This is a genomic window from Raoultibacter phocaeensis (assembly GCF_901411515.1).
Classification (GTDB): Bacteria; Actinomycetota; Coriobacteriia; order Coriobacteriales; family Eggerthellaceae; genus Raoultibacter; species Raoultibacter phocaeensis.
The window spans coordinates 1,708,813-1,731,143 of record NZ_CABDUX010000002.1; the positions used below are offsets into that span (position 1 = coordinate 1,708,813).

General features: G+C 60.4%; 20 protein-coding genes. 5 read left to right on the top strand and 15 right to left on the bottom strand.

Annotated features, from left to right (window positions below):
• Positions 1–87 precede the first annotated feature (87 nt).
• Positions 88–1,140, top strand: coding sequence for a LysR family transcriptional regulator (locus tag FJE54_RS15190; RefSeq protein ID WP_139653626.1), 1,053 nt, complete (start codon positions 88–90; stop codon positions 1,138–1,140).
• On the opposite strand, the gene moaC is transcribed toward FJE54_RS15190, so the two are convergent.
• The 12 genes from moaC to FJE54_RS15250 form a co-directional block, all read right to left on the bottom strand.
• On the bottom strand, positions 1,137–1,634 hold the full coding sequence (gene moaC / locus FJE54_RS15195) for a cyclic pyranopterin monophosphate synthase MoaC (protein ID WP_139653627.1): 498 nt from the start codon (positions 1,632–1,634) through the stop codon (positions 1,137–1,139). The two genes, FJE54_RS15190 and moaC, sit on opposite strands and share 4 nt — an antisense overlap.
• 2 nt (positions 1,635–1,636) lie before the next feature.
• Positions 1,637–2,638, bottom strand: coding sequence for a GTP 3',8-cyclase MoaA (gene moaA / locus FJE54_RS15200; RefSeq protein ID WP_139653628.1), 1,002 nt, complete (start codon positions 2,636–2,638; stop codon positions 1,637–1,639).
• 237 nt (positions 2,639–2,875) lie between these two features.
• Positions 2,876–3,988, bottom strand: a complete 1,113-nt coding sequence (locus tag FJE54_RS15205) for a sulfate/molybdate ABC transporter ATP-binding protein (RefSeq protein ID WP_139653629.1) — start codon at positions 3,986–3,988, stop codon at positions 2,876–2,878.
• Positions 3,985–5,442 carry a molybdate ABC transporter permease subunit gene (gene modB, locus FJE54_RS15210; protein WP_139653630.1) on the bottom strand — a complete coding sequence of 486 codons (1,458 nt, stop codon included), beginning with the start codon at positions 5,440–5,442 and terminating at the stop codon, positions 3,985–3,987. The genes FJE54_RS15205 and modB overlap by 4 nt, the downstream gene beginning before the upstream one ends.
• Positions 5,443–5,564: 122 nt before the next feature.
• Positions 5,565–6,476, bottom strand: a complete 912-nt coding sequence (locus FJE54_RS15215; RefSeq protein ID WP_139653631.1) for a molybdate ABC transporter substrate-binding protein — start codon at positions 6,474–6,476, stop codon at positions 5,565–5,567.
• A 503-nt stretch (positions 6,477–6,979) separates the two neighbouring features.
• A complete protein-coding gene (locus FJE54_RS16100) occupies positions 6,980–7,159 on the bottom strand; it encodes a hypothetical protein (protein WP_180326768.1) in 180 nt (59 codons plus the stop codon).
• A gap of 296 nt (positions 7,160–7,455) precedes the next feature.
• Complete coding sequence (locus FJE54_RS15225) at positions 7,456–7,974, bottom strand: FKBP-type peptidyl-prolyl cis-trans isomerase (protein WP_139653633.1); 519 nt, start codon at positions 7,972–7,974, stop codon at positions 7,456–7,458.
• 1 nt (position 7,975) lies between these two features.
• Complete coding sequence (locus tag FJE54_RS15230; protein WP_139653634.1) at positions 7,976–8,335, bottom strand: hypothetical protein; 360 nt, start codon at positions 8,333–8,335, stop codon at positions 7,976–7,978.
• Positions 8,336–8,523: 188 nt separating this feature from the next.
• Positions 8,524–8,793, bottom strand: a complete 270-nt coding sequence (locus FJE54_RS15235; protein WP_139653635.1) for a hypothetical protein — start codon at positions 8,791–8,793, stop codon at positions 8,524–8,526.
• Between the two features lie 89 nt (positions 8,794–8,882).
• Positions 8,883–9,242, bottom strand: a complete 360-nt coding sequence (locus tag FJE54_RS15240; protein ID WP_102378685.1) for an oxidoreductase — start codon at positions 9,240–9,242, stop codon at positions 8,883–8,885.
• A 20-nt stretch (positions 9,243–9,262) separates the two neighbouring features.
• The gene (locus FJE54_RS15245; protein WP_139653636.1) at positions 9,263–11,575 is read right to left on the bottom strand and encodes a molybdopterin-dependent oxidoreductase; all 2,313 of its coding nucleotides are present in this window, start codon (positions 11,573–11,575) and stop codon (positions 9,263–9,265) included.
• 179 nt (positions 11,576–11,754) lie between these two features.
• A complete protein-coding gene (locus tag FJE54_RS15250) occupies positions 11,755–12,015 on the bottom strand; it encodes a hypothetical protein (RefSeq protein ID WP_139653637.1) in 261 nt (86 codons plus the stop codon).
• 345 nt (positions 12,016–12,360) lie between these two features.
• Between FJE54_RS15250 and FJE54_RS15255 the strand changes: the two genes are divergently transcribed.
• Positions 12,361–12,966, top strand: a complete 606-nt coding sequence (locus tag FJE54_RS15255; RefSeq protein WP_139653638.1) for a hypothetical protein — start codon at positions 12,361–12,363, stop codon at positions 12,964–12,966.
• A 305-nt stretch (positions 12,967–13,271) separates the two neighbouring features.
• On the opposite strand, the gene FJE54_RS15260 is transcribed toward FJE54_RS15255, so the two are convergent.
• Positions 13,272–14,963, bottom strand: a complete 1,692-nt coding sequence (locus tag FJE54_RS15260; RefSeq protein ID WP_139653639.1) for an MFS transporter — start codon at positions 14,961–14,963, stop codon at positions 13,272–13,274.
• An 825-nt stretch (positions 14,964–15,788) separates the two neighbouring features.
• Here FJE54_RS15260 and FJE54_RS15265 point away from each other — a divergent pair.
• Positions 15,789–17,615, top strand: coding sequence for a helix-turn-helix transcriptional regulator (locus FJE54_RS15265; protein WP_139653640.1), 1,827 nt, complete (start codon positions 15,789–15,791; stop codon positions 17,613–17,615).
• 17 nt (positions 17,616–17,632) lie between these two features.
• Here FJE54_RS15265 and FJE54_RS15270 read toward each other — a convergent pair whose 3' ends face one another.
• Both FJE54_RS15270 and FJE54_RS15275 read right to left on the bottom strand, forming a co-directional pair.
• Complete coding sequence (locus tag FJE54_RS15270) at positions 17,633–17,962, bottom strand: hypothetical protein (protein WP_139653641.1); 330 nt, start codon at positions 17,960–17,962, stop codon at positions 17,633–17,635.
• Positions 17,962–19,236, bottom strand: a complete 1,275-nt coding sequence (locus FJE54_RS15275; RefSeq protein ID WP_139653642.1) for an MFS transporter — start codon at positions 19,234–19,236, stop codon at positions 17,962–17,964. The genes FJE54_RS15270 and FJE54_RS15275 overlap by 1 nt, the downstream gene beginning before the upstream one ends.
• A 331-nt stretch (positions 19,237–19,567) precedes the next feature.
• Here FJE54_RS15275 and FJE54_RS15280 point away from each other — a divergent pair, with 331 nt between their 5' ends.
• A complete protein-coding gene (locus tag FJE54_RS15280) occupies positions 19,568–20,380 on the top strand; it encodes an arylamine N-acetyltransferase family protein (RefSeq protein ID WP_180326770.1) in 813 nt (270 codons plus the stop codon).
• A 480-nt stretch (positions 20,381–20,860) separates the two neighbouring features.
• Positions 20,861–22,306, top strand: coding sequence for an IS3 family transposase (locus FJE54_RS15285; protein WP_139653644.1), 1,446 nt, complete (start codon positions 20,861–20,863; stop codon positions 22,304–22,306).
• Positions 22,307–22,331 lie beyond the last annotated feature (25 nt).

The following is a 22,331-nucleotide window of genomic DNA, read 5'->3' on the forward strand; positions in this document are numbered from 1 at the left end:
CCGCAAAACTTGCTCTCAGTATGCAAAGAAGGCGCTATGGTGTAAAATTATCTTTACAACTATCCGTCGTCTCAAGGAGGGAAGCCGATGGATACGCGCTACGTGAAAGAGTTTCTCGTGTTCGCCGCCGAGCTCAACTACTCGACAGCGGCCAAAAAGCTGTTCATCACCCGCCCCACGCTTTCGGATCACATACGCGAACTCGAGGAAGAGCTCGGGTGCGAGCTGGTGGGAAAACGCCAAGGCAAAGCGGCGCTCACGCCCGCAGGACGACGATTCGTGCAAACGGGCACGCAGCTTGTCGAAACGGTGCAGGGAATCGTCGATGAGTACCGCTCGCTCGCCGACAACCTGCTCACCGTTACGGTCGCCCAAACCAACCTGCCATGGCTCGAATCGCTGTTGTACAAGACGCGCCACGCCGTCCAAGAGCACCATCCCGGTAAGCGAATCGACATCGTTACGGCAAGCGGGCCGCGCAGCACCGTCGATGCTCTTCGGGAGCAGCAAAACGATATCGTAGTGGCAGGCTGCAAGAGCTACGTTTCGGGTACGGACCGTCGCGTGCTGCCGCAAGGGGTGCAGGGGTTCAAGCTCTGCACCGAGGAAATCAAACTGCTCATGACCCAAGACAATCCACTGTTCGGCGCAGAGACCGTGTACGCGGCCGATCTCGACGGTGCCACGATTATGCTGCCGCCCGACATTTACCACGGGTACCTGCGCGACGGCGTCGTCGATCGGTTCGCCGCCTACGGAGCCCACGTCAATCTGCAGACCATGAGCTTCAGCGACCACTTCGAATACTTTTCGTACGATTTCCAAGACCTGTTCGGAGTTGTGCCGACGACACTTGCTCCGCGCTTCGGCATTGAGGAGCGTGACGAATGCCGCGCGTTCTCGCTCGCCGATTTGCCGTTCGAAACCGATTTCTACGCAGCGTACACCGACGAGTTCGCCTCGTCGGAAAACGGGTGCATCTTCATCGACGAGATGAAGCGCATCGTTGCAGCAGATGACCACGAGGAATGCATCAAAACACGAACAAATGTTTCACGTGAAACATCACGGTATGTGAACGTCAGCGCGAGTTCCCCAACAATATCCTCGGATGCCGAAAAGCGGTCTTCCGCCGTCTAGGCGCGCTCCCACAGCCCCGACTTGCCGCCCTCTTTCTTAAGCAAGCGCACATCCATGATCTCCATGCCGCGATCGACCGCCTTGCACATGTCGTAGATCGTGAGGCACGCCACGCTCGACGCGGTGAGCGCCTCCATCTCGATACCCGTCTTGCCCGTAACGCCGCAGGTCGCAAACACGTGAATGCCCACATGGCCATCTTCGCGCTCGCCTTCAAACACCGGCTCGAGATCGATCTTCGCCTTTGTGATGTTGAGCGGGTGGCACATGGGAATGAGCGCAGAGGTCTGCTTGGCTGCCATCACGCCTGCTACGCGGGCGCACGCGAGCACATCGCCTTTTGCAGCTTTGCCCTCGACGATAAGCGCAAGCGTTTCGGGATGCATCGCTATGAAGCCCTCGGCAACGGCGATCCGCTCGGTGTCGGCCTTCTGCGACACGTCGACCATGCGCACCTCGCCCTTCTCGTCGATGTGCGTCAGCTCTTCGGTCATCGCTATCCTCCTATTTGGGACATGCCGCGTTCGGTGCCCACTTTGTCGTGATGGTCATCGGGTTTCGCGCCGAGCGCTTCGGCGAACACCGCCTTAGCCGCCGCCTCGTCGTTTTCGCGCAGCGCCTCGCGCAGATCGAACTCCACATCGGAGAACAAACAGGGGCGGAGCTTGCCGTCGGCGGTCAGGCGCAAACGGTTGCACTCGGAGCAGAAGTGGCGCGAAAGCGGTGAGATGAACCCGACTGTGCCCAGTGCGTCCGCGAATGCGTAATAGCGCGCCGGTCCCCAACCCTCAGGGCGCGTGCCGCCGGCCGCAACGAGCGGCCCCATGCCCTCGGCTTGCGCGCGCGCATCGATGATCTCGATGAGCTCTTCGGAGGGCACGACATCCTCTTTGCCCCACCCGCAACCCGTAGCGCCCGAGCTCTCGCCTACCGGCATGTACTCGATGAAGCGCACGTGAAGCGGGCGATCGATGGAAAGCTTCGCAAACGCAAGGTAGTCCTGGTTGAGACTGCGCACGGTGACCGCGTTGATCTTCACCGGATCGAACCCGACCTCAAGCGCTGCCTCGATGCCCGCGAGCGTATCTTCGAGCCTGCCACGTCGTGTGATCATGGCGAACTGATCGGGATCGAGCGTGTCAAGCGAGATGTTCACCCGCGAAAGCCCCGCATCCTTGAGTTCTTCGGCCATGCGCGGCAAGAGCACGCCGTTCGTGGTCATAGCGATATGCTCGATGCCGGGCGTGTTCTTGATGGACCGGATAAGGTCAACCACGCCTTTGCGCACAAGCGGCTCACCGCCCGTGAGGCGCACGCGGGTGATGCCCATCTGCGCGGCAACGCGCACCGCCTGCTCGATCTCTTCGATGCGCAGGATATCCTCGTGCGACATCTGATCGACGCCCTCGTCGGGCATGCAGTATATGCAGCGCAGGTTGCACCGGTCGGTCAACGAGATGCGCAGATAATCGATGGTACGGCCATGCGAGTCCTTCATGCCGATCGCCTCTCTTCTCAGTTGAGGATATTATAGCAATCCTTGCGCGTAAAAGCTCGCTCAACCGCTCATGGATCGCAGTTTTTATCACGCTTCGTGCACATTCGTCCCGTTTCGTCATGCGAAGCGGGGCTTTTCGGCCCGCTCTGAAAGAACAGCGCAGCTCATCCGCTGCGATGAATGGGCTACAAGCAGTCACGCCGCCATCCGCCGCAGCCACGCGCCTCGGCGCCGCCCTCAGCGGCTTGCAAGATACAGCCTGTCCCGGGGAATGCGTATCAAAAGCTCGTCGCCTTCCTCGGGCAGTCCTCCCGGCGCGACAGAAAGCTTGTTCACCCGCCAGAACACGTGCTGATGAAGGTACTTCATATCGTCTTCGTCCGCCGAAACGGAAGGAGCCTCGGCCTCATCGCGGTCGAGGAACCCGAGCAGCACCGTGCGATCGAACCGTGAATCGCTCACCCGGTCGGCCCGTACGCGGAACACGTTTTCGCCCGGCTCTTCGGCACGCTCGAGGAAAAACGCGCGCACCCCAAGGCACTTGACGTCTTTCGGCACCGGCTGCTCGCACGCAAGCTCGATACCCCACTTGGGCAGATGCACGCGATGCTTTCCCGCGTACTCGGCAGGCGTCGCGTTCTTGCAGCCCGAAAGCTTGATGCCCGCCTGGCTTTGGGGGCGGTTCACCAGATCGTCTCCCGTACCCTCTTCGACGATGCTGCCGTCCTCGACCACCGCGATGCGGTCGCAGAAGCGCAGCGCCTCGTCGATATCATGACTCACGTAGAGAATCGTGCCGTCGTAGGCGTCGAACAGGCTCACGAGGTTCTGCTCGAGAACACCTTTGAGGTGCGCATCAAGCGCCGAGAACGGTTCGTCGAGCATGAGGATGCCGGGTTTCGCGGCGAGCATGCGCGCAAGCGCCACGCGCTGCTGCTGGCCGCCTGAAAGCTGTGCGGGGTAGCGCTTCTCAAAACCCGTGAGGCCGAAGCGCTTGAGCTCGCTTTGCACGATATCTGCGCGCTGCGCCTTCGCCGTATCCTTGCCGATGCCCGCCGCCACGTTCTCGGCAACGGTGAGGTTCGGAAACAGCATGTAGCTCTGGAACAGAAGCGCGGTCTTGCGCTCTTGCGGCGTGAGGTTGATCTTCGCATTCGAATCGAAGAATACCGTCCCGTTCACGACGATTCGCCCCTCATCGGGCTTTTCGATACCGGCAATGCAGCGCAAGGTGAGGCTCTTGCCACAGCCCGACGCGCCGAGGAATCCGAGCGTCTCGTCCTCGGCCGCAAACGCCACATCGAGCTCGAAGCCCGAGAACCGCTTCTTGATGGCGACTTCGAGGCTCATTCGACCGTCTCCTTTCTATAGCGCGTCGTTCGCCTGCTCCACAGGTTGATGAACAGGATGACGACGAAGCTGAATATGAGGATGACAACCGTCCAGAACAAAGCCACGTCCATGTTGCCGCTCATCCACTCGAAGTAGATGGCGATCGGGATGGTGCGCGTGATGCCGACGTAGTTGCCGGCCAAAAACAACGTCGCGCCGAACTCGCCGAGAGCACGAGCGAACGCGAGCACCGTGCCCGCCGCGATCGAGCTCCAGGACAGGGGCAGCATGAGCTTGAAGAATATCTTCGCGTTCGACCAGCCGAGCGTACGCGCCGCATCGAGCATGTTCGGATCGAGCCCCTCAAACGCTCCGCGGGCGCTGCGGTACATGAGCGGAAACGCCACCACGACCGCTGCGATGACCGTCGCCTGCCAGCTGAAGATGAGCGGAAAGCCTATGTCGATGAACCACTGGCCGAGTGCGGTATTGCGCCCGAGCGCAAGCAGCAGCAGAAAGCCGCACACGGTCGGCGGCAGCACCATCGGTATCGTGAAGATGGTGTCAAAGATATCCTGCGCGCGCTTCGATATCCGCAACGTGAAGTACGCGGCGGCCAAACCGAGTACGAAAATGAGCACGATGGCGGTACCGGTGGTCTTGAGCGTCACCCACAGAGGCGACAGATCGATGCCGTTCAGGAATCGGGCGAGCGAATCGATACCCGTAACGGGCGGCGCGATGTCCACCGCATCGGGTGCTACGATTTTAAGGAAGTCGACGTGAGTCGGGCGCGCAAGCCCCTCTACCGCACTCGACACGACGTCGCTGCCGTCTTCGCCCATGGCGGTGACGTAGTACTTTCCTTCCCCCACCTCAACGGCGAAGCTGTACACGACGCCTTCGACGGTCGCGGTCGGTTCGCTCGTGAAATGCCAGGGAACCGCATCGTCCATGACGATGCCGCCCGTGAGCGATACCTCGTCGAGCGCGAGGAAATAGTGCTTCAGAGCGTCTTTCGACGCGGGATCCTCTACATCGCAGAGCGCATGAGCCGCAGGCGGGATGTAGACGAGCACGTAGGTTTCCGTTGCGACGGCGACGGCGTAGTCAGCCGAGCTTCCCTGGTAGTAGCTGTAGCCGAGATAACGCCCGTCGAGCTCGCGGTTCGAGCCCTTCTGCGCCCGGCTGAAGCTGTCGACGGCAAACGTGGCTCCTTCGATAAGGGCGGCTTCACCTTCGTCCGAAACGACGACGTCATCGATGCGTGCAGCAGTTCCGCCCGAAGAAGAGCCTCCCTGAGCATCAAGGGAGGCCGCTTCGCCTTTCGAAACTTCCCCCGAGTCCGTCTGAGCGGCCAAAGCACCCCCGTCTTCCAGGGAAGGTTCGTCATCTGCGAACGCAAGGCCCGGCCAGAGCGCGGCGGATGCCAACGCGACGGCAATCGCGAGAACGCTCAAACGTTTTCCCATCCTGGTCCTTTCCCCAATACCGGCATCGCCGCTGAGCCAAGCGTACAAACGGGGATGGAAAGCACTGCCTTCCATCCCCGTCGAAAAGCGCGTTGCGCTCAATCATACCGCGAATCCGCGGCTTATGCAGCTAGCTCGAAGCCCCATTCTTGCCAAATCTTGATTGCGTCTTCATTGGAGAAGGCCCAATCGAGAAACGCCTGGGCGGCTTCGGAATTCGTAGACTCGGCGCAGATGGCAGCCGGGTAGATGATGTTCTTGTGCGTATCGGCGGGCACGGTGCCAACGATCTTCACGCCGCCGAAACGATACACGTCAGAGCTGTAGACCATGGCGAGATCGACATCGCCCGAGTTTGCATACGAGCATACGTTGCCCACACTCGAACCCTGGGTCACCCTATCGGCGATCGGCGTGCCTTCGAACGTACCGCCCTTGCCCGTGGAGTCGGCGCCCGTCTTTCCGTCTGCATCGATGTAACAGGCAGGATCAGTGGTAGAGAGCGACTGTTTGGCGTAGTTTCCAGCGGGAACGTTATCGTCGCCCACGGCCAGCTTGTATTCGCCGGTCGCGATGTCTGCAAGCGAGGATTTCTCGATATCGGATCCCTCGCCCGTCACGATCACGAGCTCGTTGGTGAACATATCGAACCGGGTGTTCGGATCGACGTAGCCCTCATCGACCGCCGTATCCATGGTCCCCTTGGAAGCGGTGATGAGAATGTCGGCGTACGAGCCGGCGCCGAGCATCTCGTTCAACGTACCGGAGGCTTCGTACTGGGTATCGGCGAACGTGACGCCCTCATGGTCTTTCATGTAGAGGCTCTGAACCTCTTCCATCGCCTTGGAAAGCGAGTTCGCAGCGAAAATCTGGAGTTCGACGGGCTCTTGCGCGGGCTCGGTTTCGGGGGCCTGCGTGTTCTCTTCCTGCTTGGGCTCCTCGGCCGGCTGCGACGAGCAGCCCGCCAACGCAAACGCTCCGACGAGCGCGAACGAGAGGACGGCGACAAGCATGATGCGTACGTGTTTCTTCATGCGTTCCCTTCCTTGTTTCCTACAGACTACGCCGAACGCTCTGCCCGACGCAGTCCAATATTATCCTTTATACAGTATATAGTCAACGACAATTCGACTGATTTGCGCATAATTGCCTTCAGGAACCTGCACGCGGCGATACGCTGGGCCTGCTGGGGAATCGCCGCCTACCTGCCCCATATATAGCCATCGAGCGGCAAGTCTGCTTCCTTGGTCAACAATCGTGCCATATGGCACGATCTTGGCGAGACGCTAAGTCTATTCTCCATGAAGCATGCTTTTGATCTGCGGCTGCTTTCATCCTTCTTTGAGGTCGTCTCTACGCGGTGGGAAAATCGAGCAATAATCGTGCCATATGGCACGATCTTGGGGGCGCTGCCGCGAGGCGAGGTTCGCGCGGGATCGGGAACGCTTCCGCAAAGCGAGGTTCACGCGGGAATCGGGGTGCACTGCCGCAAGGCGAGAGTACGCGATCGAAGGGGCGGTACGGGGATTCAGCACCCCTACAGCGGCCTGTCCACCCGCACATTGCAGGGTTGCCGCTCGCCGCCAGGCTGCTCGGTTTTGCCCTTGCGACACGGGTTGTAGCAGATCTCGCCGCAGATCGCACACGTAATGGGCTCGGGCGTGGCGAGCTCGGTCAGATCGAAGCCGCATTTGGTGCACGGGTTGACCTCGGACATATGCTCGAGATCCACAGCATTGAACGCGCCGCATTCCGGACACTTGACCGGACGTTTCCTCGGTGGGCGGCAACCGCCGCATATCGGGTTGCAAGACCAGCACATGGCGCTCCCTTTCACGGTTTTCTCGGACGTGCGAAGGCGAAGCGCACAGGCTTCGCCTTGATCGATGGTCGGCCGTGCACTTGTCACGCGGCCTCGCCAGCCGCACACTCGCCACGCGGCCTCGCTAGCCGCGCACTTGTCGCGCAGCCTTATCGGCCCGCATTCGCATACGGATGCCGACAAAAGCGTCCTCAGCGGAAGTCGTCTCCCTGATCGCCGCCCAGAAGCTTCGACTGCTCCTTCAAGTGCGCCGCCTTCTCCGCCGCCGAAACAAAATTCTCGGGAGCATCCTCGATATCGAGCAGCTCAACCTCGAATATGAGGTCCTTCCCCGCAAGCGGGTGGTTGAGATCGAACGTAACCATGCCGCCTTCGATACCCAGCACGGTTGCGGGCGTAGGAGCTCCATCCTCTGCGCTCGAGAGCCAGATCCGTTTTCCGACGGCGATATCGTCAACGGGAATCTGCTCAAGCGGGATCTTCGTCGTATGGCCTTCGAGGTACTCGCCGTACGCCTCGTATTCGTCAACTGTAAAGGTCTTCTTCTCGCCGACCTCATTCATCTCAAGTACGGCCTTCTCGAAACCGTCGATGGCCGCGTCCATGCCGGTCTGGAACTTCATGGGCTTTTCTTGCGTGGCGAAACCGAATACGGTACCGTCATCGAGCTTGCCCGTATAGGTGAGCGTCACTGTTGATCCGATTTCCATGCTACGCCCCCCATTTCAAAGCTTCGGCACCCCAGGGAGCGCCCGCAGGATTGAGCTTGCGCCGACGAGAAAGCTCGTCAGCGAACATAATGCAGTAGCGCAGCCCCTTGAGCGTAACGTACAGACACGCGATCTCGTGTTTGCCTCCGTGGTTGAACACATCGTAGGTCAAGTACTGGCGCTCGATCAGCGGCTCGTACACGGGATTCCCCTTCAATTTATCAAGCAAAAGGTTCACCGACTCCCGACCCAGCTCATCCTGTTTCAAAGATATGTTGTACAGAATGTTTTCCTGCTCAGGCGTCAAACGGCCCAGTTTTTCGATCTCGGCTTTGATGATGTCCTCAGTTCCCATAAGCATTTGCCTCCTTGTGCGATTCGGTATCCACGTTTCCCATGGTTGTCCTCGTTACCAATACGGTGCCGGTAAGGCTTTATCGCCAGTAAAGCGTTGCGGGCACCGCAGTGCTCTCCATTCCAAAAGAGGACTCACTTCGAGCTACAAGCGAGTCCTCTTTTTTGCCTCTGCGCAAACGTATCGCCTAAAGCTTAGCTCACCGGCTTGATATCTTTAAAGCTGCCGCCGAGACCAAGCTCGCTCGCACCTTCGTTACCCGTTCGCTTCGTCGAAGTGTAACCGCCCCAAGCGCGGGAGATGAACTTGTCCTTCACGAAGAAGATCTGCGCCTTCATGAGGTCGGATTTTTCGACTCCGCAAGCGGCCATAGCCTCTTCCTGGCTCTTGCCCTCAGCTAGAAGAGCGTTGAGCTTTTCAGCCGCCTCGGGAGCGTCGAGCTCCAAAAACTCGTCTCGAGTCATAGTGTCCTCCTTTTCAGTCTCTCAACTCGGACGCCGTGGCCATCGGCCGGCAAGACCGATGACCACACCATCCATCTCTTATTGAAAACCTACAGTTGGAACAGAACCATCGGGCGATCGAACTCCGCCATCTTAGCCTGCATGTCTTCCAGAGTGCCGTAGTACATGGACGCGGACTCTTCTACCTGGACAGCCAAGGGACGCTGGCCGGCTTTGTCGCCGCCCGTTCCCCAGTGCTCGGAGAAGATGGACGTCGGGCACGGAAGGTAGAACCATTCCCATGCGTCTCCGTCGTTGCCTTCGCCCTTCTTGAACGGGCCGATCTCGACTTCCTTGATACCGAACTGGTCGATCGGGAGCCCGAGCTCTTCTTTGCACGCGATCTCCGCGGCATGGTTGCCGGAGAAGTAGGTGTAATCGACGAGCAAAGCGTATTTCTGATCTGCCATTTTATGCCACTTCCTTTCAGTTAGTCTTGGTCGAGACTACGGACGCGGCGCATGCTGCACATAACGCCCTTGTACGGAGCACCGAAGCCAAGCTTACCGACGTTGAAGTGAGGCACGAGGCTGTTGAAGTTGGACTTCCACACACCGAACAGATTGGGCTCTTCGCCGTCCTGCTCGGGGAACCACCAGCCGTGAGCGCAATTCAGGATGCCAGGCTTGATGACCGGGGTGATCTCGGCCTTGAAGCGAGCTTCGCCGAACATGTTGGCCACCTCGCACCAGTCGCCATCGGTGATGCCGTATTCCGCAGCGGTCTCGGGATTCATCTGAACCCACGGCCACGGATCGATCTGGCGCAGCGAAGGCACGTGACGGTGCTCGGAATGGAACGAGCTGTAACGGCGCGAGCCCGAGGTGGAGAACAGCGGGTACTGGGTAGCGAGATCAGGCTGGCTGATCTGGCTGTAGTTCGGCTCCTCGTAATACGGCAGCGGATCTTCGCCCCAGGACTCGTACAAGATCGAGTACGCTTCGATCTGGCCGGTGATGGTGTTGAAGCCGGGCTCGCCGTCGAAGCGGAGCAGGCCCTTCTCGTACTTCTCGTACTCGAAGCCGTGGGCACCGGGCTGATAGAGGCCGGCTTCCCTGAACGAATTCCAGTCGTAGCCGATTTCTTTGAGCTGATCGCTGTAGAAATCTTCAACCGCAGTCGTCAGCGCGTCGAGGTCGAGCGATTTGCCGTCGGCAGGCTTGTACCAGGGCCACCACGAGGGGTTGAGGCGCTGACCGAACATGAGGCAGATCTCGACGTCGGACTTGCATTCGCCGACCGTGAGCGCCTTGTTCATGGGGCCCATGAACACGGTGTTGCGGCCGTAGTGCGTGAGCACGATACCGTTGTGCTCCGCCCAGGTGGCCATCGGCAGGAAGTAATCGCCTACCGCCATGGCCGTCGGGGTCATGGTGAGGTCCTGGATAACGACGAACTCGAGCTTCTGGAGAGCCTTGTGCCAACGCTTCGGCTGAGCCGAGCAGGTGGGGGTCAGGAAGTTCGAGCTGTTGAACCAACCCATCTTGAGCGCGTAGGGCTCGTCGGTCTCCATGGTGTTCAACGTCTCGTCGGGCTGAGTGGTCGCCATACCCGTGGAAAGGCCCGGCCATGCAGCGGCACCGATGCGCTTTGCCCACACGTCGTCTTCCATGGCACCGCGCTGCTCCATACGCCACTTGCCGAGGAGAGCCGACGGAGGTCCGAGGGTAAGGCCGCCCGGACGATCGATGGATCCGGAGAGGGCCGCAAGGATGATCATGGCCTGCGAAAGCTGCACGCCGTTCTTGTTCTGGTCGAACGCAAGACCCCATGCCCAGCCGATCGGACGCTCGGTGCCCACGATATGGGCCACGCGCTTGATGTCCTCGACGGGAACGTCGGTGATCTCGGAGACCTTCTCGACCGGGTATTCGGCCGCGCGGGCCTTCATTTCGTCGAGGCCGTAAATCCACTTCTCGGCGAACTCTTTGTCGTATTCTCCGCTCTCGAACATGAGGTTCATGATGCCGAGCGCAAGGGCGGTGTCGGTCTGCGGGCGAACCTGCAGGTTGATGTTGCCGTCGTGCGCACCGACCCAGGTGATACGGGGATCGATGGAGATGATCTTGGTGCCGAGCTTCATGAGGTCGACGAGGCAGTGACCGAAGAAGCCGTCGCCGTTGGAGGGCAGAGGCTCTTTGCCCCACACCACGATCCACTTCGGAACGGTGTATGCCGGATCGTTGTAGCTGCCCGGAAGATGGCCGGCGTAGTCGAGCTCGGGATAGCCCGCACCCAACACGTAGTCGGCGATGGAGCAGCGCGGGCCATAGCAGGACCACCCGGACTGCGTGTAGCAGCAGTTGGGCGATTGCAGAACGGAGAACGTGAGCGCGTAGTAGAAGATGCACGCCTCACGGCCGGTGCCGCCGAACACGACGATGGACTCGGGTCCGTAGGTATCCTTGAAGTACTGCACCTTCTCGCAGATGGTGTCGAGCGCCTCATCCCACGTGGTCTCGACCCATTTGTCTTTGCCGCGATCCTCGTAAGCGCGCTTCATCGGGTGGATGATGCGCTCCGGAGCGTACGTGTACTCGCGCAGCGCGAGGTTCATCGCATTGACGCGACCGGTGGTAATCGGGTTGTCGTCGTCGCCTTCGACGCGGATGAGCTCCCCGTCCTTGGTCACAACCTTGACGCCGTATCCGACAGGATGGCTTCCCGGAGGCGACCACGTGTTACTACGGGTTACGACCGTTCCATCCTCCATCACGGTTTGCCATTGTTTACCGTATGCCATGTTTTCCTTCCTTCTTTCTTTGGTTCGCTTTAAAAAACCTTAGAAACGTCTCGCGCACGCTGAGTCGAGCGCGATATCCGAGCCGTTGCGGATCGCGGCACCACCTCCCCTCGATGTGTCCCCTTGCAAGCGGCATCCGGCATGTACCGAGCCGCTTCGTTACGAGATGCTTCGCCGCTTTACGCTGACGGCGGCTTCGGAGCGCCGGGAGCCTTCGGGGCACCGGGGGCTGCGGGAGCGCCAGGTGCGCCGGGCGCTTTCGGGGCACCGGGTGCGGCCGTCGGCAACGGTTTCGTGCCGTCGAGATACGGCGTGAAGTCGCATTTGCAGAAAGGACAGCTCTTAAGCGTGACGCCGCCCATCGCCTGGATGGTCTTGCCGCACTCGGGGCACTTGTTCACGCCGGAGCCGGCACTTGCGTCTGCTGGTCTGAAACACATAGAGAACCTCTCTTTCGCTTGTTTTCGGTCGAGCCGCATGCAGCGCCGCCGCCCGACCCCGATATCTACAGCTCGCCCGCCCGCGCAGACAGCGCGGCACACAGACGACCCATAAGAAGCTTGCAGCTCACACCTTACCGACCGCGCGGTTGCCCACATCGAATCATGGGGACGTTTTTGCCGCTCGACCCATCGGCCCCATGGGTTGATTTTCCTCGGCCCGCAGGGTTGGTATCTTAAATATCGCCTGATAAATTGCACTTTTTTGAGATGCTCCTTCCGCACCTTGCCCCGCCCGATACGCTATAATCCAGCAATCGCAAAACCGCGTATTCAGGGGGTCCGGTGAAGAACAACAAGGTGTACATGCCCGCAGACGCGATAGCGCGTCATAAGGATTTCGACGTCTGGTACGCTGACGGAGAGCCGTTTCTGAGCATCAGGGGCACCTGGTCGAGTGAGCGCGACAAAGCATGCATCTTCGGGCGCATGGGCGGCGAGATGGGCTCGATCAAGCCGGATGCGAAGGCGCTCACGTACTATTTGAAGCTGGAGCGCTGGGAGTACGTGTTCCATACGCGCCGCATCTTTTCGGACTACTACGTCAACGGGATGCGCTGGCAGATCAACGGCACGTTACGCGAGCTGCCGCTTGACTTCGTATGCGAAGACAACTTCGAGAAAGACGTGCACGTACGCGTGGTCGAGTTCCGCAACCGTGGGGAATGCTACGAGATCAAGGCGAAAGACGTGGCGAAGTTGCGCATTGCAGTTACGGCTGTTATCGCTATGGGCATCAAGGAGGAATACCGGGGGCTGAGCGAAGGCATCGACGATCCGAACGCCTCCAAGCTCAAGAAAGCCAAGCGGTGGATGTTCGCGGGCAAAGGCAAGACGTACGAGCAGCTGCTCGAAGAAGAGGCTGCAAGCGAACAGAGCCGCACGGTTTAAGCAAGCGATCAGCGACGAGCGGCTTGGGCTCGCTGAGTTCCCTGGGCTACTTGGGCTACTTGGGCGCCCTCAGCTCCCTGGTCTACCTGGGTTCCCCGAGTTCCCTGGGCTCCCTGAGCCGCCTAAGTCTCCCCAGGTCGCCGGAGTTGCCATACATTGCAGCCGTGGGTTGAAATCGTTGCAAACAGGGGGTTATCTTTCCCGCACTGCACAGCGTTTCTGCCGTATCGAACCCCAACCACGCAAAGAGCCCCCGACGAGCCGGAGGCTCTTGTTCGCGTACGAGCGGGCAAGAGAGAACCGCGCTACGCCTTCAGTTTCTTGTTCTTAGCAAGTTGCTTTCCGCCGAATACGAAGAAGTACACGAACGGAAGCAAGAGCCCAATCGCCATAAGCGGAAGCGCGTAGGGCTGCTTCGACCAATTCTCGACGACGAGGGGGCATACGATGCACAGGATCGCGAGAATCGCCACGATAACGAGCATGATTATGAAGCGCACGTTGCCGTCCCTCTCGGAGGCGCCGAGCTTCTCCTCTTCCGCCGCCAGCTGATCCATCGATTTGCCGGCCGTCTCCTTCACGAACAGCACCGTGCAGATGAATCCGAGCGCGAAGGGAACGATGAGCACGAGTACCACGGTGCTCCAGTTGGTCGTTCCTGACGCCGTCTGGAAAAACGCCATGCCGGCGATGCCGCCGAGCACGATCGACGAAGCGGAACCGCCGAAGCGGGCGAACGCCTGGCACCACGACGTGCCGGTGTTGCGGATGGCGGTAGGATAGCTTTCGGGCATGAGCGGCTGAACCGCCGTGATGGCGTAGTTCAGCGCGAAGCCGAACAGGAGCATGAGCGCGATGCACAGCATCATATTGTTCGGAGCCACGAAGATGGAGCACAGGATGATGGCAACGATGCAGAACAACCACGAGAACGCGAGGTTGCGCTTACGGCCCACCTTATCGGACACGAAGCCGACCACGATGTTGGATGCGATGGCCGCTACGTTGTTCCAGGTCTGGAGCGCAACGCTGTCCGTCGCCGAGTAGCCGAGCCCCACAAACCATGTGGGAATCCAAGCGTTCATGCCGTACACGCAGAACTGACCGACGAAGTACGCTGCCCAGATGGCGCACGTCGCCACGATGAACTTGCTCGAGAACAGCACCGACGGACCGGTTTTCGCAGGCTTGGGCGGCACGATGAGCAGATCGGGGTCGTAGGTGTGCGAGGTGTGGCGCGTAGCCTGCTCGATCTGGGTGAGGCGCTCGCACGCCTTCGCCTTGTTGCCGGAGTTGGCGTACCAGTGGGGCGTCTCGTGCATCGTGAAGATGAGAATGATGCCGTAGATGAGCGGGATGCCGCCGATCAGGTAGCACAGACGCCAGTTCGCGAACATGGTAGCCGTACCGCCGTCAGCGGTCATGTAGGTAACCTGGTTCGTGAATTCGCCGAGCAACGGCACCGATGCGTTGCAGATGGGATTCGCAATGAGGCCTGCGAGCACCCAGCCGACGACCATGAAGGCCATGCCGAACGTCACGAACACGCCGCGCTGCTTGGAAGGCATGCTCTCGGAGAACACTGTCGTGACAACGGGGATGCACGAGCCGACGCCGAATCCGGCGATCAGACGGAATGCAGCGAAAAATGCGAGGTCGTTCGCGAACGCCTGCGGCAGCGTGAACAACCCGTAGAACATGACGGCCGCGATGAGCGTCTTCTTGCGACCGAGCTTGTCGGACATGATGCCGCCGACAGCACCGCCGATGACCATGCCGAGCAGGCCCCATGTGGTAAGCGAGCCCATGAGTGCGCCCGGGTTCGCGTTATCCGGCCAAAACGTATGGGCGACGAATAGGTTCGTTGAATTGACGATCATGAAATCGTAGCCGTCGAAGATCATGGCGAATGCCAGGAGCACGAAGACTATCCATGTATGCGAGCTGATGCCAATAGAGTCGATGACCTCTGAGACCGTAAACTCTTTTTTGTCCATCAGTCCCTCCTTTTAATGTGAATTCGATTGGATGGCGCCCCGACCGCTCGAGCGAACCACCCTCGGTCTGATATCCCCTTCGGCGCAATGGCAAGACTGAGCCCTCACGTGTCTGCAGCAAATTACGGACGCTTCAGTATTTCAGCTTCAGTATTTCAGATACCTTCGGTTCTTGAAATAACGGATGCTTCCGTAGTTTCGAACGCCATCCCTATCGGCTTTCTCAACCGCCCAAACCGCACGCTGCCCAGAAGAAACGACTGCGCGTATCCTCCTTCCACGTTTCTCTCATCTCAGGCTTCGTTTTCCCTTTGCATTCGGAAGACCGCAGTCGATTCCGAGCAAAAGAACCATGCACACCGAAGGGTACGAAACGACGCTGAAACGGTCATCGTCTCGTCGGGACGCTTTCCGATCCGCTCATCGGCCCGAGGGATCGATTTATAGAGACATAGTGAACCAGCGAAAAAATCTTTCGGATAACGCGGACGGCAGAAGTCGGCGAAACAGCGCTCCGAGGGCCGACGGCACCCTATAGCGAATAACGGTAAATGTGCGTTTTCGCAGGAAAAACCATCGGCCCCAGAGGTTGATTTTTATCGATCTCAAAGCAGGATCATCATCATTGCACCAGATGAAAGCCATTTTTTGCAGATTTATCGTTATTTGAATAGGAATGTGGTTCCGTTTATGATGACGAGCAATGTTTCCATGGGCCGCAAAGCGGGCCCAAGCTCGGCACATAGGGCGCAAAGGCCGCGCCTCTCAGGGAATCGCTACGCGATCGTACGACCGCAACGACAGGGGAAAAGCGAGGTTCCGCTCATGGCAATTACGTTTCCGCGAATCAGTATCACGGTAGACGACGATCGGGGCACGGGAACGCAGGGCGAGCTGAACATACTCGCGCTCGGATTCGGCATCCACCAATCGTGGATCTACACCGCGATGTTCGGCACGACGACCATTTTCCAAGCACCCCAAGCCCTCGGCCCCGAAGCCGAATCGTCCATTTCGCTCGTGTTCCTCATCTCCATCGTCGTGTTCGGCTTGTCGCTTTTATTCGCCGCAGCAACCGATCAGCGCTTCCTTAAGTTTTACACCGCAAAGCGCGCGATCATTGCCGCAGCCGCCCTCACCGCAATCGGCACGTTCGCCGTCTTCGCCGTCAACGTACCCGGCTTTGTCGGCATTGCTGCCACATGGTTCGCCGGCATCTCTACGGGCATCGGCTCGGCGCTTCTGCTCCTGTTCTGGGGTATCGCGTTTTCGCGCCACGGTGCCGCGACCATCGTCATGAACACGGCCGTGGCCATCGTGATCGCCATAGCTCTGTACTCCTTTGTACTCCATATCATTCCCCCACCCTTCTCGGGCATACTTACAGGCTGCCTGCCCTTGCTCGAGCTTCCGCTTCTGTGGCGGCTCACGCCGGTAAGCTACGCCCTTCGCCATGCGGTGCCCATCTTCAACCCGCTGCCGGTCCGCAAGATGCCTTTCTCGGTCAGACTCGCTATACCGACGCTTTTGTTCGGATTCGCTCTCGGCGCACTGCGCTCCATCTCAACCCAGATCATCCTGCCTTCGTCGGATCTGACAACGCAGTTGCTCGCCCTGTTCGCAGGCGGCGCTGCGACAGTGCTCCTTCTGGTTACATCGTTCTGCATCGACAAACGCAGCCACTGGGATTTCCTGTTCAGACCGCTCATTCCGTTCATCGCGGTCACGCTGTTCTTCCTACCGACACTGCCGCTCGGAAGCTCGGTCCTCGAACCGCTCGTACTGTTGACCGGGTATATGTGCTTCGAGGCGCTCATGTGGGTGTTCTTCGGCGAGATGGCCCAGGAGTTCCGTCTCTCCCCCATCTTCGTGTTCGGTATCGGACGGGGCTGCTTGGCGCTCGGCTCGCTCGCCGGATCGCTTTCGGTCGCCGACCCCTCGATTCTCGGCTCGCTTACCCCGTTCGGCGAGGCAGGCGGCGCCGTGCTCATCATGTTCGTCATGGTAATGGCCTACGCGCTCTTGCCGCGGGTGCGCGACATCAAGCGCATCGTTATACGCCCCGAACCGCAAGGCTATCCCGCCATCGCCACATTCAACCGCCAGGTCGAGCTCGCCGCAGGGAGGCCGGATCGCGCCGAAGCCGACGCTGGCGGTGCCCTCGAGCACGCGACGGAATCGGAGCATGCGCCGACGAGGCCCGACATTCGCAGAACGCGGCAGCCCCTTTCTGAACAGGTGGAACAGGGCGCTTCCTCGGCCAGCTCAGCCTCTTCGCCTGCGCGTGCAGGATTGCGCGCCGCGAACGCGAACGGGATGATCGGCCACCCATCCGAGGCAGCAACGCCTGGCATGTCGGCCCGAGCGGCCGAAGAAGCCGACACGGCCCGCAAGAGCGGCAGGTTCAGGGCGCAGTGTGAGGCAATCGCCGACCGCTACCTGCTCTCGCGACGCGAGACCGAAGTCATGTTCCTCCTCGCGAAGGGCTACAACGCCGCTTACATCCAAGACAAGCTCTGCATCTCGAAGAGCACGGCGAAGACGCACATCGGGCATATCTATCGCAAGCTCAACATTCACAATCAGCAAGAACTGCTCCTCATGGTGGAGGAGACCGACGACGATTCCCGCATGGGAGATGCGCGCCGGTAGCTTCTCTTGCCTGGCGGCTACAGGTTTTCGTACGCTCGAATGTCTTCTTTCGTAAGCGCGTTCTTTGCACTGAGTTCATCGATGCGCCGACCGCACTTCGCGTAATCGGTGCTCGCAAAGCCGGCAAACGCCGCAAGCGCAATGGCGATGAGAAACATCGCGCCTGCGGCGATCATGCTACCTTCGGGTATGATCCCCATCGTTTCAAGCAGGGGCTTTCCCGCGATGACGAGAACGACCACCATGATCGCAAAGGCGCACTTGATGATGTCGGCGCGACGCTTACCCTTAAGCGCGAGGATCTCTTCGAGCGCGGCGATCCTGCGGTTGTTCTTCTTCGCACTCATTATCGCTCGCCAGCCTCGACGCTTTTTCTCCGGGCATCGAGCATGCGCATATCTTTGTTCCACAGTTTCGAGAACGGCAACACATCGAGCGCCGCAACGACGGAGAGCACGCCCATGACCACGAACACGGCAAGACGGTTGTCAACGCCGCCCACCGCCGCCTGGATCACGATGTTCAGAATCGAACCGAACATGATGGCGAAGTTAGCAAGCGAGAGATTGAGCGGGTAGTTCTTAGCGCCGAAGCGTTGCCGCGCGAACGCCGAGGCCACCACCGGCACACCGCCGTAGCAAAAGCCGCAGCAGAACGCGCCCACCACGTAGAGAGCCGAGATGCCGGTCGTGAAAGCACCGACAATGCATACGCATGCCGCCACGGCGATAAGCCCGTCAATGAGCATGGTGACCTTCACGTTGGTCTTATCGTAGATAAGCCCGATGACCACGCGCGCCAGGCCGTTACAGGTGGATACGAGGCCGACAAGCAACGTTGCGAATCCAGCATCGAGGCCGACCGCCTGGGCATCGGATGCGGCGTTGCCGATCGTAGCGAGGCCGATGGCTATCACGATGATCGCCCATATCCAGTACACGTAGAACGTCGGCGTCTTGAGGGCGGCGTCTTGCTCGCCTGGATCATACCCTGTGCCGGTTGCCTTCTCGGGTGCCATGCGCGCAACGATGTCGGCGGGTGGGCGGCGCAGCATGAAAGCGAGCGCTACGACCACGACGGCCGTTAATACGCCGATAGCCACAAACACCGTGCCGAGACCCACCGCGGAAACGAGGTTCACCGAAAGCGTTCCCAAGATGAGAGAGCCCAAACCGAAGCCCATCATAAGCACGCCTGAGGAGAATCCGACTTTGTCGGGAAACCAAATGTTCGTGGTCGCAACGATGCAGTTGTACCCCACGCCGACACCGAGGCCGCCGAGCATGCCGTAGCACACGTACAAAACCGCGATACTGCCGTTGCCGAACAAGCCCGTTCCCGCAAAACCGCAAAAGAACAGCACGGCGGAAACGATGAGCGAACCCCGCGTACCGACTCTCTTCTCAATCTGCGATCCGGCGATGGCCCCGAAGCAGAACGTGATCATCATGATGTTGAACGTGAGTCCCACCGATGACTTCTCGAGACCGAACGCAGAGGTTATCGGAGCAGCGAACATCGAGAACGCGTAAATCAGCCCGAGGAACAAAAGCGCGACGGTCGAAAGGGCCAAATACTGCAGTCGTTTGGCCTTGATCTGCTCGTCAGTCATTTCTGGCATGAAAACCCCCTTTTTGCCGAGCGGTCGATTCGGGTGCCGGACATCGACATCGCATCGCCGCACAGCTTCGGTATGCAAACGGATGAACCAAGTCTAACGAGCGTGCGGGAAGCAACCTCGAACCCTGCGTACTAGGCCGAGCCGATTTTTATCGCCACGCCGGTATGACCTCTGCGTGCAAACGCTTGTCCGAGAGCGCGTCGGCGCAGATCGCGGCTTGGAATGGCTCTGCTGGGGCGATGCGGGCAAAGCGGCACCGCTCTAGAATCAACGCTGTGCTCGGCACGTAGGAATGCGGATGCACATCGGATGCCGCAAAGAGGAGGATGTCATGTTCGAAGAACTGTACGAACCGTTGCCCGACCCCGCCCGCTATTGGAGGCGCCTGGGCCTCGATCCAGCCGACGTGCCGCTCACCCGCGACGGACTCGATCGGATCATCTTCGCGCACCAGTGCGCCATTCCCTTCGAAAACCTCGATGCCTGCGAGTACCATGTTCCGATCTCGCTCGGCATAGCAGACATGTTCGAGAAGATCGTTGCGGGAAAGCGCGGAGGCTATTGCTTCGAGCTCAACGCGCTGTTCGCCGCCCTGCTCGCCGATGCGGGCTTCTCCGTTTCACCGTGCTTCGCCCGCAGCCTCAAGGACCGCGGGTACGTACAACCCGTCGCGCATCGCGGAGCCATCGTCACCATCGGAGACGAGAAGCTGTTCTGCGACGTCGGATACGGCGGACCTATGCCTTCGTGCGCTTTGCCGCTCAAGGATGGCCTCGAGGCTTCATCGACCGGGCAGACGTTTCGCATCGAGCGCATGGAAGGTCCTTGGTGGCGCATCCTCTACTGCGGTCGCGAGCATGCCCCGCGAGCATCGGCCGAGCCCGTACTCGCATTCATGGACATCGAGCAGTACGAGGTTGATTTCGTTGCCCTTTCCCTTTACTGCTCGACCCACCCGAGCTCGATCTTCACCCAACAGCGCATGCTCAACCGAAAGACCGGGGACGGCAGCGTGTCCATCACCGCCGATCAGTTCATCCGTACAACCCGTGAGGACAAAGAGCAGCGCACGATCGAAACGGACGAAGAATTTCGCCGGCTCGCCAAAACCCACTTCGGCATCGAGCTTCCCACAAGGAACTGACCCGCGCCGCGATTTCCTGAGAGGCCTCGCCCTCAATATGGGCAGGGCTTTGTAACGCGCGTCGGCGGCGTTGGCGCTTCGATCCGTGCACCAACGTGGATGTACGGCTTGGCTTCGGATGACCTGCAACGGACGATCGGTTTCGGGTGCCCCGTGACCGGCAGTCAACTCAGGTGACCGGCGACGCCAGACTCGGGAGCACAGCCTCGACTCGAGCACCTCGCAACTACCAAGCCCTTGTTCCGGACAGGGGAGATTTCGGCACAAAATTGGAGGTTTGACAATTATGGAATATCATATATTTCCATTTTGAGAGGTTGTAAAAATGCGACCAGGCGTTTCGTGTCGTTGCAGTTCGAATTTCAATATATACCTAGTTATATAATTGTCAAACCGGAGGTGCGGCAGGAAGTTGGACCGCCGGCAGGCGGTCCACGACCGATCGAGCGGCCCCCGCGGGGGCCGCGAGGAGGGAGCCGCATGTACACGGAAAGGGAGAAGGTCCGCTACGTCGAGACGATGTGGGCCGAGGGGCTCACGCCCCGCGCCGCCGAGCGGAAATGGGGGACCCCGTCCAGGGAGTCGCTGAGGCGGTGGCTGGAGCAGGCCGAGGAGGGCTCCCTGCCGGCGGAGATGCCCAGGGTGAAGGGGCGCGCCGAGCACGCGCCCCACTCCCGCTACCCCGAGGCCACCAAGGCGGAGGCCGTCCGCCTCTACGGCCTCGGGGAGAAGCCCGCGCACATCGCCCGCCGCCTCGGCATCGCCGAAGCGAGCATAATATCGGTCTGGAGCAGGAAGGCCCGCAAAAGCGCTATCATGTCCGAGACCGGCGCGGAGGGCGCGCCGCGCGAGGACGAGGGGGCGAAGCCGGGCATGGGGCAGGCGGCGGGATCGGACGACAGGCGGATCGAGGCCCTCCGGGCCGAGCTCGAGGAGGCGCTCTTCGAGGTGAGCGTCTACAAGGAGCTGATGCGCGACCCAAAAGCCGCAAGCCCGGCGAGCCTGTCGAAGAGGCGGCTCGTCGGGTTAGGCGAGAGGCTGAGGCGGGACTGCGGGTGCTCCCTGGCCCGGATCTCGACGTTCTTGGGAATCTCGAAGAGCACCTACCTCTACCACCGGGCGAGGCTCGATAGCCCGTCCGGCATGACGGACGGGGGCTTCGACGGGGCCGTGGCCGCGGCCTTCGCGGAGAACGACGGGATCTACGGCTACCGCCGCCTCAAGGCGGCGCTGGAGGCCGGCGGCGTCCGCGCGCCCGAGCGCAGGGTGCGCGAGTCGATGGCGCGCCAGGGGCTCGTCGCCCGGTGCTCCAGGTCGGAGAAGAGATGGAGCTCGTACGCGGGCGAGGTGTCGGACGCGCCCGGGAACCTGCTGCTCGGCGAGCACGGGAGGCACGACTTCTCGGCGGACGCGCCCAACGAGCTGTGGCTCACCGACATCACCGAGATGCGGGGGCGCGACGGCAAGTGCTACCTGTCCGCCGTCGTCGACTGCTTCGACGGCAAGGTCGTCGCCTGGCGCGCCTCGGAGAGCCCCAACGCCGAGCTCGCGAACTCCACGCTCGCCGACGCGATAGCGACGCTTCGGGAGGGCCAGCGTCCCGTCATCCACTCCGACCGCGGCGGGCACTACCGCTGGAAGGGGTGGATCGCGCTGTGCGAGGGGGCCGGCCTCGTGCGCTCGATGTCGCGCAAGGGGCACAGCCCCGACAACGCGGCGTGCGAGGGCTTCTTCGGCCGGGCGAAGGTCGAGGCGTTCCATTCGCTCGTGCGCGCGGGGGCGCCCGTCGCCGAGATATTCGAGGCCGTCGCGCGCTACATCACGTGGTACAATGACGGCCGCCTCAAGACGTTCAGGGAGAACGGGAAGAAGGCCACCTGCGAGACCATCGAGGGCCGCCGCAGGAGGCTCGGGCTGGCGGCCTGAGCAGTCCAAGAATCCTGCCGCACCC